Origin of the sequence: Burkholderia theae, from assembly GCF_048565265.1 — a bacterium.
Classification (GTDB): Bacteria; Pseudomonadota; Gammaproteobacteria; order Burkholderiales; family Burkholderiaceae; genus Burkholderia; species Burkholderia theae.
Genome location: NZ_CP183462.1, coordinates 1,713,892 through 1,728,637, shown reverse-complemented (window position 1 = coordinate 1,728,637; position 14,746 = coordinate 1,713,892). Strand labels below are relative to the sequence as shown.

Sequence of the window (14,746 nt, the reverse complement as noted above, 5' to 3'; positions counted from 1 at the left end):
GGAACGCGCGCGATCGCGGAGCGGATCGACATGCGAACGCATGACGGGCGACCGGCCGTTGCCGTGTGCCGCGTCGCACTATGTGGTCAAACGAAGCGACACGGCAGGAACGGATTCGCGCGTGCACAAGAAAGGGGCCGGCCGATCGCAGACGTTTCCCGAACTGTGGAACAGCGCGCCGGGCAGTCTTGCAGGGGGCTTTCGGATCGCGTGCCGCGATGGTGGATTAGAGGAAACGCTCGAATTCCGGGACGGACACGAGCCGATGCGCTGGATGCGCGGCCCGCGCAAGTTCGAACGACGTCGTTCGCGAAATTCCGTCTTGACTTGCGCCGATCAGCGGATATCCTTCGATTCATAACCACCGGGTTATGGATTTGGACATGCAGAACGCACACGACATGCTTTTCAGGACGCTTGCCGATCCGACACGCCGCGCGCTCTTCGAGCGGCTGTGCGCGGACGGCGAGTTGACGGTTGCCGCGCTGACGGCCCATGCGGGCGTCTCGCAGCCGGCCGTCTCGAAGCATCTCGGCGTACTGAAGCAGGCCGGGCTCGTGAGCGACCGTCACGAAGGCCGGCAGACGCACTACAGCGCGCAGCCGCATGCGCTGGCCCCGTTGATCGACTGGACAAGCCAGATGGCCGGTTTCTGGCAGAACCGGTTCGATGCCCTCGAAGATCTTCTGAAAAGGATGGATCAGTAATGAACCAAGCCACGACCGAAACGCGCTCCGTCGTCGTCGAACGGGAGCTCCCTCATCCGCCGGAGAAGATCTGGCGCGCGCTCACGCAACCGCACCTGATCGAGGCGTGGCTGATGAAGAGCGACTTCGAACCCGTCGCGGGCCGCGCATTCAGCTTCCGCGCGGACTGGGGCTCGGTCGACTGCACGGTCCTGACGATCGAGGCGCCGCGGGCGCTGTCCTACACGTGGGCCGCGTACGGCCTCGAAAGCGTCGTCACGTGGACGCTCACGCCGACGCCGGCCGGCACGCACCTGCGCATGGAGCAGGTCGGCTTCCGCGCGGATCAGGAGCAGGCATACCGCGGCGCGCAGCACGGCTGGGTACGGTTCTTCGAGTCGCTTGAACAGGTGCTGGCACGCCCCGACGAAGGCACGGAGGCCCGCGCATGAGTACCACGGACCTGCAACCGTCGGCGCGCATCGACGCGCTGATCGCCGGCATCGCCGACTGGCGCGGCCCGCTCTTCGCCGATCTCCGTCAGACGATCCTCGCGGTCGACGAAGGCATCGTCGAGGACTGGAAATGGATGGGCAGCCCCGTGTGGTCGTGCGACGGGATGATCGCGGTCGCGAACGCGCACAAGGGCAAGGTGAAGCTGACCTTCATGCACGGCGCGCATCTGCCCGATCCCGGCGCGCTGTTCAATGACGGCCTCGACGGCAATGCGCGGCGCGCGATCGACTTCTTCGAAGGCGACCGGATCGACAAGCGGGCGCTGAAGACCCTCGTGCGCGCGGCGATCGAATACAACCGCACGCATCTGAAGAAGAACGCGCGAGGCGCGGGCGCGAAGGCGCGAGGCGACAAGGCGGCGTGACGCGCCGGACAATTGGCGACCTCGCATAGCGCGCAGGCAAAAAAAAAGGTTCATCGCGGAATTCCGGGGAACGCGGCGCGGATCTTGAGGAAGAAGTATTCCTCGTCGCGGTACCCGTAAGCCCTGCGCTTGATGACCTTGATAGTGTTGTTGATGCCTTCAACAACGCTGGTATTGAGCGGATGGCGGCAGCGAGTCACGATTCCATGCCAATACCCCTGCAAGCGCTGGGCGAACTTTTGCAGGGCGGCAATCCCGCTTTGCTGGGCCTGTTCGAACCATTGCCCCCAGGCTTTTTCCGCCCAGGCTGGCTTTCGGTAGAACCAGAGCCGCTTGAGTTCGTCGCGCAGCACATAGACGCATAGCAGCGATTGATTGGCGGCCAGCAGTTCCTTCAGGTGTACCGCCTGTTCTGGTTTCAAGTTATGGCGGTTGCGCAGCAACAGCCAGCGGCTGGACTTCAGAACCTTCCGCGCTGGTTTGTCATCTCGCAGTTGGTTGGCCTGATCCACCCGAACTCGGTCGATCACTTCGCGCCCGTACTTGGCCACGACGTGGTACAGATCGAAGACGATTTCCGCCTGCGGGCACTGTTCCTTGATCTCCAGCTCGTAGGCCGTGGTCATGTCGATCGCAACTGCTTCGATACGCTCGGCCACGCCTTCAGGGAGTTGTTCGAAGAAGGCTCGCGCCGTTTCGCGCGAACGTCCTGGCCCGACCCAGAGCACCTGCCGGCCGATCGGATCAACCACCACCGTGGCGTAGCGATGGCCTTTGTGCAGCGCGAACTCGTCCATCGCCAGATAGCGGATCGTCGACCAGTCCGGCTCGGCCACGCGTGCTCGCAGGCGCATCTTGTCGATCGATTTGACCGTGTGCCAGCCCAGATCGTAGAAGCCCGCCACCGCTTGTACGCTGGCCGCTTGCAGCAACTTCTCGCAAGCCTTGGCGAACCGCTCCGTCACTCGCTGGTAGCGGCCCAGCCACGCCAGCTTCTCCAGTCGCGGGCCGCCGCAGTGTTCGCACCAGACCCGGCGACGGGGAACGTGCAGCACCACCCGATATTCGAACAGCGGCAGATCGCGCACTCGACGAACCACCGTCTCATGGATTTGCTGGCAGCGTGCACCGCATTGCTCGCAGTACATGACCTTGCTGACCGGCCTCAGATATAGCGACAGCGTGCGCTCTTCTCCTTGCGGCCATTCCACCCGTTCCAACCGATAGCCGGTCCAGCAGCCCAGCGCCTGAAGTGCCTTTCGATCGAGCAATTGCTTCCTCCGACATCCTTAAAATCATGTGTCAGATTATGCAATCGCTCGAAAACGCTCCACGGTTTCCTGCGATGAACCAAAAAAAAGCCCGACACGAGGTCGGGCACCAAATCGGCCGCAACCGCCGCGAGGCGGCTGCGGCACCTGCAAAAGCAGGGCGCTTACGCTGCGAGCAGCGAGCGCAGCACGAACGGCAGGATACCGCCGTGCTTGTAGTAGTCGACTTCGATCGGCGTATCGATACGCAGCAGCACCTGCACGCGCTGCGTTTCGCCGTTCTTGCGGTTGATCACGAGCGTGACGTCCTGCTGCGGCTTGAAATCGTCGCCGAGGCCTTCGATGTCGTACGTCTCCTCGCCGGTGATGCCGAGCGACTGGATGCTGTCCGAGCCCTTGAACTGCAGCGGCAGCACGCCCATGCCGACCAGGTTCGAGCGGTGGATACGCTCGAAGCTGCGTGCGATCACGGCCTTCACGCCGAGCAGTTGCGTGCCCTTCGCGGCCCAGTCGCGCGACGAGCCCGTGCCGTACTCTTCACCCGCGAACACGACGGTCGGCGTATCGGCGCCGACGTACTGCATCGCCGCGTCGTAGATCGACTGCTGTTCGCCGCTCGGCTGGTGGATCGTCAGGCCGCCTTCGACGCGCGAGCCGTCTGCCTTCGCCGGGATCATCAGGTTCTTGATCCGGACGTTCGCGAACGTGCCGCGCATCATCACGTCGTGGTTGCCGCGGCGCGAGCCGTAGCTGTTGAAGTCGGCCTTCTGCACGCCGTTTTCCTTCAGCCACTTGCCTGCCGGCGAGTCTTCCTTGATCGAGCCTGCCGGGCTGATGTGGTCGGTCGTGACCGAGTCACCGAAGATGCCCAGTGCGCGCGCGCCCTTGACCGTCGGGATCGACGCAGCCGGTTCCATCGAGAAGTCGTTGCCGAAGAACGGCGGCTCGGCGATGTACGTCGACTTCGGCCAGTCGTAGACCTGGCCCGATTCGCCTTCGATCTTGCTCCAGAGGTCGCCCTTCTTGGTCAGCTTCGCGTAGTTGTCCTCGAACTTCTTCGGATCGAGCGCGAACTTGAGCAGCGCGTGGATTTCATCGCTCGTCGGCCAGATGTCGCCGAGGTAGATGTCGCGGCCGCCCTTGCCCTTGCCGACCGGCTCGGTCATCAGGTCGCGCGTGATGTTGCCGGCGATTGCGTAGGCGACGACGAGCGGCGGCGATGCGAGGAAGTTCGCGCGGATGTTCGGGTGGATACGCGCTTCGAAGTTGCGGTTGCCGGACAGCACGGCGGCCGCGACGATATCGTTCTTCGTGATCGCTTCGTTCAGTTCCGGCGTCAGGTCGCCCGCGTTGCCGATACAGGTCGTGCAGCCGTACGCCGCGACTTCGAAACCGAGCTTGGAGAGGTAGGGCAGCAGGCCCGTCTTCGTCAGGTATTCGGTGACGATGCGCGATCCCGGCGCGAGCGACGTCTTGATCTTCGGATCGACCGTGAGGCCGGCCTCGACCGCCTTCTTCGCGAGCAGGCCGGCGGCCAGCAGCACGCTCGGGTTCGACGTGTTCGTGCACGACGTGATCGCGGCGATCAGCACGTCGCCGTTCTTCACGTCGACGCCGTTGCTCGTCGTGTACTGCGTGTTCAGGTCGTCCGCCTTCTTCGCGAAGCCGTTGTCGGCGACCGGCTTCGAGAACAGGTCGGTGAACGTCGACTTGACGTTGCCGATCTCGATACGGTCCTGCGGGCGCTTCGGGCCGGCCAGCGACGGTGCGACCGTCGCGAGGTCGAGCGTCACCGTCTTCGTGTAGTCGATGTCGCCGGCCTTCGGAATGCCGAACAGCTTCTGCGCCTTGAAGTAGTTTTCGAACGCGGCGATTTCCGCCTTCGTGCGGCCCGTGCCTTCGAAGTAGTCGATCGTCTTTTCGTCGACCGGGAAGAAGCCCATCGTCGCGCCGTATTCCGGCGCCATGTTGCCGATCGTCGCGCGGTCCGGCAGCGACAGCGACTTCGTGCCTTCGCCGAAGAATTCGACGAATTTGCCGACGACCTTCTCCTTGCGCAGCATTTCGGTGATCGTCAGCACCAGGTCGGTGGCCGTCACGCCTTCGCGCAGCTTGCCCTTCAGCTCGACACCGACGACGTCCGGCGTCAGGAAGTACACCGGCTGGCCGAGCATGCCGGCTTCGGCCTCGATGCCGCCGACGCCCCAGCCGACCACGCCGATGCCGTTGATCATCGTCGTGTGGCTGTCCGTGCCGACGAGGGTATCCGGGTAGTACACGGTGTCGCTGCCGTCCGCCTTCTTGTGGACGCCGCGCGCGAGGTATTCGAGGTTCACCTGGTGGACGATGCCGACGCCCGGCGGCACGACCTTGAACGTGTCGAATGCCTGCATGCCCCACTTCATGAACTGGTAGCGCTCGTTGTTGCGCTGGAATTCCAGTTTCATGTTCAGGTCGAGCGCGTCCTTCTGGCGGAAGTAGTCGATCTGGACCGAGTGATCGACAACGAGATCGACCGGGACCAGCGGCTCGATCTTCTTCGGGTTCTTGCCCGTGCGCTCCGCGACGCCGCGCATGGCCGCGATGTCGGCGAGCAGCGGCACACCCGTGAAGTCCTGCAGCACGACGCGCGACACCACGAACGGAATCTCGTCGACGCGCTTCGCGGTCGGCTTCCAGTTCGCGAGCTGCGCGATGTGCTCTTCCGTGATTTTCTTGCCGTCGTAGTTGCGCAGCACGGACTCGAGCACGATACGGATCGACACCGGCAGGCGTTCGATCTTCGTCTTCAGCTCCTTGCCGAGTTGCGGCAGCGAGTAGAACTTGCCTTTGCCGGAACCGCTGTCGAATTCCTTGAGGGTCTTGTGGAGATTGTGGGCCATGGTGATTTTCCTGGGTTTAAGGCTAGGAAACAAAGAGTCCTGTATCTGACGGCTATATCACATACAAGTCGACGTACTCATCGACCGGCATCGCTTCGAGCTTTGCCTGGTCCAGCGACACGTCGAGAATCGCTTGTTGCTGTTTTGCCGGGAAACGGCGGGCGAGGTTGGTCCGGAACTTCTCGACCAGCAGCGGGATGCCGTCCGTACGGCGTCGCTTGTGGCCGAGCGGATACTCGACTACCACTTCGGCAAGCTTCGATCCGTCCGTGAACTCGATCGTCAGCGCATTCGCGATCGATCGCTTGTCCGGATCGTGATAATCCTTCGTGAACTGCGGATCCTCGACGCACACGGTCTTCACGCGCAGCGCGTCGATGCGCGGGTCCGCCGCGGCCGCGTCTTCGTAGTCGGCCGCGGTCAGCCGGCCGAACAGCAGCGGCACGGCCACCATGTACTGGATGCAGTGGTCGCGGTCGGCCGGATTGGCGAGCGGGCCCTGCTTGTCGATGATGCGGATCGCGGCCGCGTGCGTGCGGATCGTGATCCGGCCGATCTCGTCGGTCGTGCGGCCCGCCGCGGCGAGCTGCGCGTGCAGCTGCAGCGCGGCCTCGGCGGCGGTTTGTGCATGGAATTCGGCGGGGAACGCGATCTTGAACAGCACGTTCTCCATCACGTAGGTGCCGTACGGGCGCTGGAAGCGGAACGGCTGCCCGTCGAACAGCACGTCGTAGAAGCCCCAGGTTTGCGCGGTGAGCGCCGACGGGTAGCCCATTTCACCCGTTTTCGCGATCAGCGCGAGACGCACCGCGCGGGAGGTGGCGTCACCGGCCGCCCATGATTTGCGCGAACCCGTGTTCGGCGCGTGGCGGTAGGTGCGCAGCGCGTGGCCATCGACGAACGCGTTGGACACCGCGTTGATCAGCTCGTCGCGCGTGAGGCCGAGCAGCCGGCCGACGACGGCCGTCGACGCGACCTTCACGAGCAGCACGTGGTCGAGCCCGACCGCGTTGAATGAATTCTCGAGCGCGAGGCAGCCCTGGATTTCGTGGGCCTGGATCATCGCGACCAGTACGTCGCGCATCGAAAGCGGCTTCCGGCCGGCCGCGACGGCCGTGCGGGAGAGCCAGTCGGCCGTCGCCAGGATTCCGCCGAGATTGTCGGACGGATGACCCCATTCGGCGGCGAGCCAGGTGTCGTTGAAGTCCAGCCAGCGGATCATCGCGCCGATGCCGAACGCGGCCTGCACGGGATCGAGCTGGAAGGACGTGCCGGGCACCTTCGCGCCGTTCGGCACGATCGTGCCGGGCACGACGGGGCCGAGCAGCTTGGTGCAGGCAGGGTAGGACAGCGCCTCGAGTCCGCATCCGAGCGTGTCGATCAGGCAATGACGCGCCGTCTCCAGCGCGAGCGCGCTGTCGATGCCGGCGTTCAGCACGTAGTCGACGATATCGACGAGTACCGTATCCGGAGCAGGGCGGACGTTGGAGACCGGGGCGGACATCGAGGGGCGGGGAACGCGCTTAGTTCGTTGCCGGCTTCAGCTCGTTCGACTGCGTCGGCGCCGGCGTGCCTTGGGTCATTTCCGGCGTCACGCACTCGTCCGCGAGACGCTCGCCGCCGTTTGCGTCGGAGAACAGCATCGCCTTGGTCGGGATCACGACCAGCTTGAAGCCTGCTGCCGGATCGTAGAACGTGTCGGCGCCCGTCGTCGTGGTCTGACGCGGCAGCTTGTAGTTCTTCTTCGCCCAGTGAACCGTGACGACCTGGTCGCGCTTCATGTCGCCGGCGAGATCGAACGACAGGCCTTCCTTACAGGACCACTTCACCGCGCCGTCCGGTACCGGATCGACCTTCGCTGCGGCACGCGCCTGTGCCTTCTTGCTGCGCGGGATGATGCGCTTGGCCGGCGCCGGGCGCTTGGCCGTTGCCTTCTTCGCGGTTGTCGTGGTCGTACCCTGGGCAAACGCGCTCGGAGCCGACACCAGCATCGTGGCGGACAAGGCGCCGATGGCGGTAGCGATCAGGAGTTTCTTCATGGAGTCAGAACCTTTCGATAATCAGTTGACAAGGGCCGGCAATCGAAACTGCCGACCGGTTTGAAACTGCACGCGCCCCGAAAGCGCGCAGCGGCCGCTATTTTCACCTATTTGGCCGCGCAACCATCAGGTTTTCGGGCTCCGTTACGTTTTTTGTCGTTTCGCAAACCTCTGTCGGGTTCGCGCCTCTGCGAATGCATGAAACACGTGTATCGGCGCGGCGGCGCACGCTCACGGCGTGTCGCCCGCGGCGGCCGGGCCGAACAGCGGCGCGGCCTCGGCCGGTACGGGCTGGCCGGTGGCGCGCGCGCGGCGCAGCACCGACCAGTAATAGCGATAGCTCGCGCGATCGTGCAGCGTATCACCGTGGCGCGTCGGGCCCCAGTCGGCGGCCTGCGCGGCCAGCAGGATCTCGGCGGCCAGCGCGACCTCGTCGGTGCGCGGCGCGAAGGCGGCGACGATCGGGCGGATCTGCGCGGGGTGGATGCTCCACATCCGCGTGAACGCGAATTCGTCGCGCGCGCGGTGCGCGTCGCCGGCCACGACGGCCATGTCGCGCACTTCGGTCGTCACGTTGTGCGACGGCGTCTTGCCGTGCGCATGGCAGGCCGCGGCGATTTCCAGCTTCGCACGGCGCACCAGCGGGTGTTCGAACTGGCCGGGCGAGCGCATCGCGGTATCGGGAATCGCGCCGTGGTGCGCGGAGACGAAGTCCATCAGCCCGAAGCTGAGCGTGCCGACCATCGGCAGCGCGGCGAGGGCGGCGGCCTGCGCGAGCGCGCCGTGCGTCTCGACCAGCACGTCGACCGGGATCGGTTGCGCGATGCCGAGCTCGCGGCGCGTGCCTTCGATGAACGCGGCCATTTCGGCCGCGTCGGCGGCGTTCGCGATCTTCGGGAGCGTGATGTAGGCGGGGGCGCGTTCGGCGCGCAGCACGATGCGCACGTCGTCGCGCCAGTGCGGATGGGAAAAGTCGTGGATGCGTACGCCGACGCGGCCGAAGCGGTTCTCGGCGCTGCCGAGCAGTTCGGCGACGAGTTCCGCGTGCGCGACTTCCTGGCCGACGGCGGCGCCGTCCTCGCAGTCGAACGTGATGTCGAACACGGGGCCCGTTTCGGCCTGCAGCGCGAGCGACTTGCGCATCAGCTTTTCGCTGCCCGCGTAGTGATCACAGCATGGCAGGATCGCGGGCGGGGACGCCCCGTCGTACAGCACTTGTGCAGGAGTGAGCGCGGCCATCTCTTCTACGTCAGGGAAGCGGGTCAACGTGGAGAAAATCGGATTCGGGCGCGTTCTGGGCCGATGCGCGGCGAGCGCGGGGCGGCAAAACGTGCCCGGATCGGATCGGGCTGCAGGGACGGCGGTGCTGCGTGCCGGCCCTGCGGTGCCGGGCCGCCCGGAGGCTGCCCGTCACGGTGCTGAATTTAGTTCTTCAGCAGGTGGGCGACGCCGTCGCGCTCTTCGAGCAGCTCGGCCAGCGTGCCGTCCATCTTCTCGCGCGAGAATGCGTCGATTTCGAGGCCTTCGATGCGCTTGTACTCGCCGTTTTCGCAAACGACCGGCACGCCGTAGATGATGTCTTCGGGGATGCCGTACGAGCCGTCCGACGGGATACCCATCGTGACCCACTTGCCGTTCGTGCCGAGCACCCAGTCACGGACGTGGTCGATCGCCGCGTTGGCTGCCGACGCTGCCGACGACAGGCCGCGCGCTTCGATGATCGCCGCGCCGCGCTTGCCGACGGTCGGGATGAACGTGTCGCGGTTCCACACGTCGTCGTTGATCAGCTTCAGCATCGATTCGCCTTCGGCGGTCGCGAAGCGGAAGTCCGGGTACATCGTCGGCGAGTGGTTGCCCCACACGGCGAGCTTCTCGATCGACGCGACCGGCTTGCCCGACTTGGCGGCGAGCTGCGACAGCGCGCGGTTGTGGTCGAGGCGCAGCATGGCCGTGAAGTTCTTCTTCGGCAGATCCGGTGCCGACTTCATCGCGATGTATGCGTTCGTGTTCGCCGGGTTGCCGACGACCAGCACCTTCACGTCGCGGCTCGCGACTTCGTTCAGCGCAGCGCCCTGAACCGTGAAGATCTCGGCGTTCGCCGACAGCAGGTCCTTGCGCTCCATGCCCTTCGAGCGCGGACGTGCACCGACCAGCAGCGCGACGTCGGCATCCTTGAATGCAACCTTCGGATCGTCGGTGATCACGACGCCCGCGAGCAGCGGGAACGCGCAATCGTCGAGCTCCATCACCACGCCTTTGACGGCGGCTTGGGCTTGCGGGAGGTCGAGCAGTTGCAGGATGACCGGCTGGTCCTTGCCGAGCAGGTCGCCGTTCGCGATGCGGAACAGCAGGGAGTAAGCGATTTGACCTGCGGCGCCGGTGACGGCAACGCGCTTTGCGGGCTTAGCCATTGAAAATCTCCAGGACGGTTGAAGCGTTGGACGCTAGCGAAAACGCCATTCTATGCGCGTTGTGCGTAACGTTGCATTGAAGCAGGGCGGAGGACTCGCGATGGCAGACGCGGTGAACCTGGAGACGGCCGTGGCACGTAGCCGGGGACGCGCTCTTGCACCCGCGAACCCTTGCTCGACCGGGAGTGTAGGAGCCGTCACGCGCATTGTCAAACGGTATCATATGTCTTATATAAGACAGATGTTTTGCGGAAATTGAGTGGACGAAAAAGTGCGGTTTGTGATGAAATGCGCGCCATGACATCGAACCAGGCGAATACCGCGAATCAGACCGGCGCAGGCGGCCCAGGGCAGCCGGGCGCGGGTGATCCCGTCGCTTCGCCTGCGGCCTCTCCGTCGCCGACGTTCAGCCCGTTATACCAGCAGATTAAGTCATTGATCACGCAAAGTCTCGAAACCGGTGAATGGAAGCCGGGCGAGATCATCCCGAGTGAAGTGGAACTCGCGGCCCGTTACAAGGTGAGTCAGGGCACCGTTCGCAAGGCGATCGATGAACTGGCTGCCGAAAACCTCGTGGTCCGGCGGCAGGGCAAGGGTACTTTTGTTGCAACGCACAATGAGGATCGCGCGCAGTTTCGCTTTCTTCGCCTGCTGGCCGACGACGGTGCCGAGCATCCGCACGTGAGTCGCCTGCTCGAATGCCGGCGCCTGCGCGCGCCGGCCGAGATCGCGCGGCAGCTCGACCTGAAGCCGGCCGATCCGGTCGTGCAGGTGCGCCGCCTGCTGGAGTTCGACAGCGAGGTGACGGTGCTCGACGAGATCTGGCTGCCGGGCGCGATGTTTCGCGGGCTCACGTTCGAGCGGCTGAGCGACTACAAGGGGCCGCTCTACGCGATGTTCGAGACGGAGTTCGGCACGCGGATGATCCGCGCGACGGAGAAGATCCGCGCGGTGGCGGCGGAGCCGGCGGTCGCCGACCTGCTGCACGTGCCGGCGGGTTTCCCTTTGCTGTCGGTCGAGCGCGTGTCCTATACATACGGGGATCGGCCGGTGGAAGTGCGTCGCGGCTGGTATGTCACAACCGGGTACTACTATCAGAATGACTTGAGTTGACGATGATTCGGCTCAGGCCGAGTGCATTCGCGTTCCCCACGCTCGCGAAGCACGTTTCGGGCCGCCTTTGTTCTTGTTCGCGCAACTATCCAGAGCAGACTTTCGCTGCAGCGCGATATAAAAAGGCGCTAAAATCGCGGATTAGTGTGACAACATAGTAGGGGTCTAGCATGACTGACGCAGTAAGAAAGCCGAGGCCGGAATACCGGAACATCGGATTCAGCGATATCACGATGAAATATCGCATGCCGCTGGCAGCGACTTTGTCGATTCTCCATCGAGTCAGCGGCGCGCTGCTGTTCCTGTTCCTGCCGTTCCTGCTGTTCCTCTTCGACCAAAGCCTCACGTCAGAGCTCAGCTTCGAAGTCTTCAAGGCTTTCCTCTCCAACATCATCGTCAAGCTGATCGTCCTCGCGTTGTCGTGGGCGTTCTTCCACCATTTCTGCGCCGGCATTCGCCACCTGCTGATGGACGTCAACCACGACGCCGTCACGAAGGAAGGCGGCAAGCGGACGGCAGTCGTCGTCTTTGTCGTCTCGATCGCACTGACGATCGCCATGGCACTCAAACTGTTCGGAGCATTCTAAGAAAATGGCAGCCAACAACCGAATCGGCTCGAAGCGCCTCGTCGTCGGCGCACATTACGGCCTGCGCGACTGGCTTGCGCAGCGTATCACCGCCACGATCATGGCGGTCTACACGGTCATTCTGCTCGTCCTGTTCTTCGGCGCGCACGACTTCTCGTACGAAGGCTGGGCATCGATCTTCTCCGCGCAATGGATGAAGCTCGCGACCTTCGTGATGCTGCTTTCCCTCTTCTACCACGCGTGGGTCGGCGTGCGCGACATCTGGATGGACTACGTGAAGCCCGTCGGTGTGCGCCTGCTGCTGCAATCGCTGACCATCGTCTGGCTGCTCGCATGTGCGGGCTACGCCGCGCAGATTCTCTGGAGAGTGTAAAGAATGGCTGCAATCAAAACTTCCCTCCCGCGTCGCAAGTTTGACGTGGTGATCGTCGGCGCGGGCGGCTCCGGCTTGCGTGCTGCGCTGCAACTGTCGCGCGCGGGCCTGTCGGTCGGCGTGCTGTCGAAGGTGTTCCCGACCCGTTCGCACACGGTGGCCGCGCAGGGCGGCATCGGTGCATCGCTCGGCAACATGAGCGAAGACAACTGGCACTTCCACTTCTACGACACGATCAAGGGCTCCGACTGGCTCGGCGACCAGGACGCGATCGAATTCATGTGCCGTGAAGCGCCGAACGTCGTGTACGAACTCGAGCACTTCGGCATGCCGTTCGACCGCAACGCGGACGGCACGATCTACCAGCGTCCGTTCGGCGGCCACACCGCGAACTACGGCGAAAAGCCGGTCCAGCGCGCTTGCGCGGCCGCCGACCGTACCGGTCACGCGCTGCTGCACACGCTGTACCAGCAGAACGTCGAGGCGAAGACGCAGTTCTTCGTCGAATGGATGGCGCTCGACCTGATCCGCGATGCGGACGGCGACGTGCTCGGCGTGACGGCCCTCGAGATGGAGACGGGTGACGTCTACATCATGGAAGGCAAGACGACGCTGTTCGCCACGGGCGGTGCAGGCCGGATCTTCGCGGCGTCGACCAACGCGTTTATCAACACCGGCGACGGCCTCGGCATGGCCGCACGTTCGGGCATCGCGCTGCAGGACATGGAGTTCTGGCAGTTCCACCCGACCGGCGTGGCCGGCGCGGGCGTGCTGATCACCGAAGGCGTGCGCGGCGAAGGCGGTATCCTGCGCAACGCGAACGGCGAGCGCTTCATGGAGCGCTACGCGCCGACGCTGAAGGATCTGGCGCCGCGTGACTTCGTGTCGCGTTCGATGGACCAGGAAATCAAGGAAGGCCGCGGCGTCGGTCCGAACAAGGACCACGTGCTGCTCGACCTGTCGCACATCGGCGCCGAGACGATCATGAAGCGTCTGCCGTCGATCCGCGAAATCGCGCTGAAGTTCGCGAACGTCGATGCGATCAAGGAACCGATCCCGGTCGTCCCGACGATCCACTACCAGATGGGCGGCATCCCGACCAACATCCACGGTCAGGTCGTCGGCACGTCGCGCGATCACAAGGAACCGGTCAACGGCTTCTACGCAGTGGGCGAGTGCTCGTGCGTGTCCGTGCACGGCGCGAACCGCCTCGGCACGAACTCGCTGCTGGACCTCGTGGTGTTCGGCCGTGCGGCCGGCAACCACATCGTCGAGCACGTGAAGAACCAGAAGGAACACAAGCCGCTGCCGGCCGATGCGGCCGACTTCTCGCTGGCGCGTTTGGCCAAGCTCGAAAAGTCGACGGCGGGCGAATACACGCAGGACGTCGCGAACGACATCCGCTCGACGATGCAGAAGCACGCAGGCGTGTTCCGCACGTCCGAACTGCTGAAGGAAGGCGTCGACCAGATGGCCGGCCTGAAGGAGCGCGTGGAAAGCATCCACCTGAAGGACAAGTCGAAGGTGTTCAACACCGCGCGCGTCGAAGCGCTCGAGCTGGAGAACCTGATCGAAGTCGCCCGCGCGACGATGGTGTCGGCGGAAGCGCGCAAGGAAAGCCGTGGCGCGCACGCACACAGCGATTACGAACACCGCGACGACGAAAACTGGCTGCGCCACACGCTGTGGTACAGCGAAGGCGATCGCCTCGACTACAAGCCGGTTCAAATGAAGCCGCTGACGGTCGAATCCGTGCCGCCGAAGCCGCGCACGTTCTAAGCCGAGTCAAAGGAATCCGAAATGGCAAAACGCATTTTTGAAGTCTACCGCTACGATCCGGACAAGGACGCAGCGCCGCGCATGCAGACGTACGAGCTCGACATCCAGCACGAGCGCATGCTGCTGGACGCACTGGTCAAGCTGAAGGCACTGGACGAGACGTTGTCGTTCCGCCGTTCGTGCCGCGAAGGCGTGTGCGGTTCGGACGCGATGAACATCAACGGCAAGAACGGTCTCGCGTGCCTGACGAACCTGAACGACCTGCCGCAGAAGATCGTGCTGCGCCCGCTGCCGGGCCTGCCCGTCGTGCGCGACCTGATCGTCGACATGACGCACTTCTTCAACCAGTATCACTCGATCAAGCCGTACCTGATCAACGACGCGCCGCCGCCGGAGAAGGAACGCCTCCAGTCGCCGGAAGAACGCGACGAGCTCGACGGCGTGTACGAGTGCATTCTGTGCGCGAGCTGCTCGACGTCGTGCCCGAGCTTCTGGTGGAACCCGGACAAGTTCGTCGGCCCGGCCGGCCTGCTGCAGGCTTACCGCTTCATCGCGGACAGCCGCGACACGGCCACCGGCGAGCGTCTCGACAACCTGGAAGACCCGTACCGTCTGTTCCGTTGCCACACGATCATGAACTGCGTCGACGTTTGCCCGAAGGGCCTGAACCCGACGAAGGCGATCGGCAAGATCAAGGAACTGATGGTCCGCCGCGCGGTTTAAGG

Annotated in this window: 14 protein-coding genes; 8 read left to right on the top strand and 6 right to left on the bottom strand. The window is 64.2% G+C overall.

The annotated features are described in order from the left end of the window. The first annotated feature begins 383 nt into the window (after window positions 1–383). The 3 genes from ACN22W_RS25270 to ACN22W_RS25260 are packed head-to-tail and all read left to right on the top strand — an operon-like array spanning window position 384 to window position 1,566. Window positions 384–707, top strand: coding sequence for an ArsR/SmtB family transcription factor (locus ACN22W_RS25270; RefSeq protein WP_129516926.1), 324 nt, complete (start codon window positions 384–386; stop codon window positions 705–707). Continuing rightward, window positions 707–1,138: an SRPBCC domain-containing protein gene (locus tag ACN22W_RS25265; protein WP_343490349.1), complete on the top strand. Its 432-nt coding sequence runs from the start codon at window positions 707–709 to the stop codon at window positions 1,136–1,138. Before ACN22W_RS25270 ends, ACN22W_RS25265 begins: the two co-directional genes overlap by 1 nt. After that, window positions 1,135–1,566: a DUF1801 domain-containing protein gene (locus ACN22W_RS25260; RefSeq protein WP_419687458.1), complete on the top strand. Its 432-nt coding sequence runs from the start codon at window positions 1,135–1,137 to the stop codon at window positions 1,564–1,566. Before ACN22W_RS25265 ends, ACN22W_RS25260 begins: the two co-directional genes overlap by 4 nt. 50 nt (window positions 1,567–1,616) lie before the next feature. Here the strand turns inward: ACN22W_RS25260 and ACN22W_RS25255 are convergent, their stop codons facing one another. From ACN22W_RS25255 to ACN22W_RS25230, 6 genes are all read right to left on the bottom strand, one after another. Beyond that, on the bottom strand, window positions 1,617–2,837 hold the full coding sequence (locus tag ACN22W_RS25255) for an ISL3 family transposase (RefSeq protein ID WP_419684184.1): 1,221 nt from the start codon (window positions 2,835–2,837) through the stop codon (window positions 1,617–1,619). 164 nt (window positions 2,838–3,001) lie between these two features. Then, on the bottom strand, window positions 3,002–5,719 hold the full coding sequence (acnA, locus tag ACN22W_RS25250) for an aconitate hydratase AcnA (protein WP_419687457.1): 2,718 nt from the start codon (window positions 5,717–5,719) through the stop codon (window positions 3,002–3,004). 52 nt (window positions 5,720–5,771) lie between these two features. Beyond that, the gene (locus ACN22W_RS25245) at window positions 5,772–7,223 is read right to left on the bottom strand and encodes a bifunctional 2-methylcitrate dehydratase/aconitate hydratase (RefSeq protein ID WP_419687456.1); all 1,452 of its coding nucleotides are present in this window, start codon (window positions 7,221–7,223) and stop codon (window positions 5,772–5,774) included. Window positions 7,224–7,242: 19 nt separating this feature from the next. Then, window positions 7,243–7,758 (bottom strand): hypothetical protein, encoded by a 516-nt coding sequence (locus tag ACN22W_RS25240; RefSeq protein ID WP_193100952.1) that lies wholly within the window; start codon window positions 7,756–7,758, stop codon window positions 7,243–7,245. A 231-nt stretch (window positions 7,759–7,989) separates the two neighbouring features. Further along, window positions 7,990–8,997 (bottom strand): HpcH/HpaI aldolase/citrate lyase family protein, encoded by a 1,008-nt coding sequence (locus ACN22W_RS25235; RefSeq protein ID WP_419689829.1) that lies wholly within the window; start codon window positions 8,995–8,997, stop codon window positions 7,990–7,992. Between the two features lie 185 nt (window positions 8,998–9,182). Next, the gene (locus ACN22W_RS25230) at window positions 9,183–10,169 is read right to left on the bottom strand and encodes a malate dehydrogenase (protein WP_048250518.1); all 987 of its coding nucleotides are present in this window, start codon (window positions 10,167–10,169) and stop codon (window positions 9,183–9,185) included. A 288-nt stretch (window positions 10,170–10,457) separates the two neighbouring features. On the opposite strand from ACN22W_RS25230, the gene ACN22W_RS25225 reads away from it, so the two are divergent. The 5 genes from ACN22W_RS25225 to ACN22W_RS25205 all read left to right on the top strand — a co-directional run bounded on the left by ACN22W_RS25225 (window position 10,458) and on the right by ACN22W_RS25205 (window position 14,744). Beyond that, window positions 10,458–11,282, top strand: a complete 825-nt coding sequence (locus ACN22W_RS25225) for a GntR family transcriptional regulator (RefSeq protein WP_080971008.1) — start codon at window positions 10,458–10,460, stop codon at window positions 11,280–11,282. Window positions 11,283–11,452: 170 nt separating this feature from the next. Further along, window positions 11,453–11,869 (top strand): succinate dehydrogenase, cytochrome b556 subunit, encoded by a 417-nt coding sequence (sdhC, locus tag ACN22W_RS25220; protein WP_048250517.1) that lies wholly within the window; start codon window positions 11,453–11,455, stop codon window positions 11,867–11,869. Between the two features lie 4 nt (window positions 11,870–11,873). Next, a complete protein-coding gene (sdhD, locus tag ACN22W_RS25215) occupies window positions 11,874–12,242 on the top strand; it encodes a succinate dehydrogenase, hydrophobic membrane anchor protein (RefSeq protein WP_034180015.1) in 369 nt (122 codons plus the stop codon). Window positions 12,243–12,245: 3 nt separating this feature from the next. Beyond that, window positions 12,246–14,021 carry a succinate dehydrogenase flavoprotein subunit gene (sdhA, locus tag ACN22W_RS25210; RefSeq protein ID WP_412024921.1) on the top strand — a complete coding sequence of 592 codons (1,776 nt, stop codon included), beginning with the start codon at window positions 12,246–12,248 and terminating at the stop codon, window positions 14,019–14,021. Window positions 14,022–14,042: 21 nt separating this feature from the next. Next, a complete protein-coding gene (locus ACN22W_RS25205) occupies window positions 14,043–14,744 on the top strand; it encodes a succinate dehydrogenase iron-sulfur subunit (RefSeq protein WP_059237255.1) in 702 nt (233 codons plus the stop codon). Window positions 14,745–14,746 lie beyond the last annotated feature (2 nt).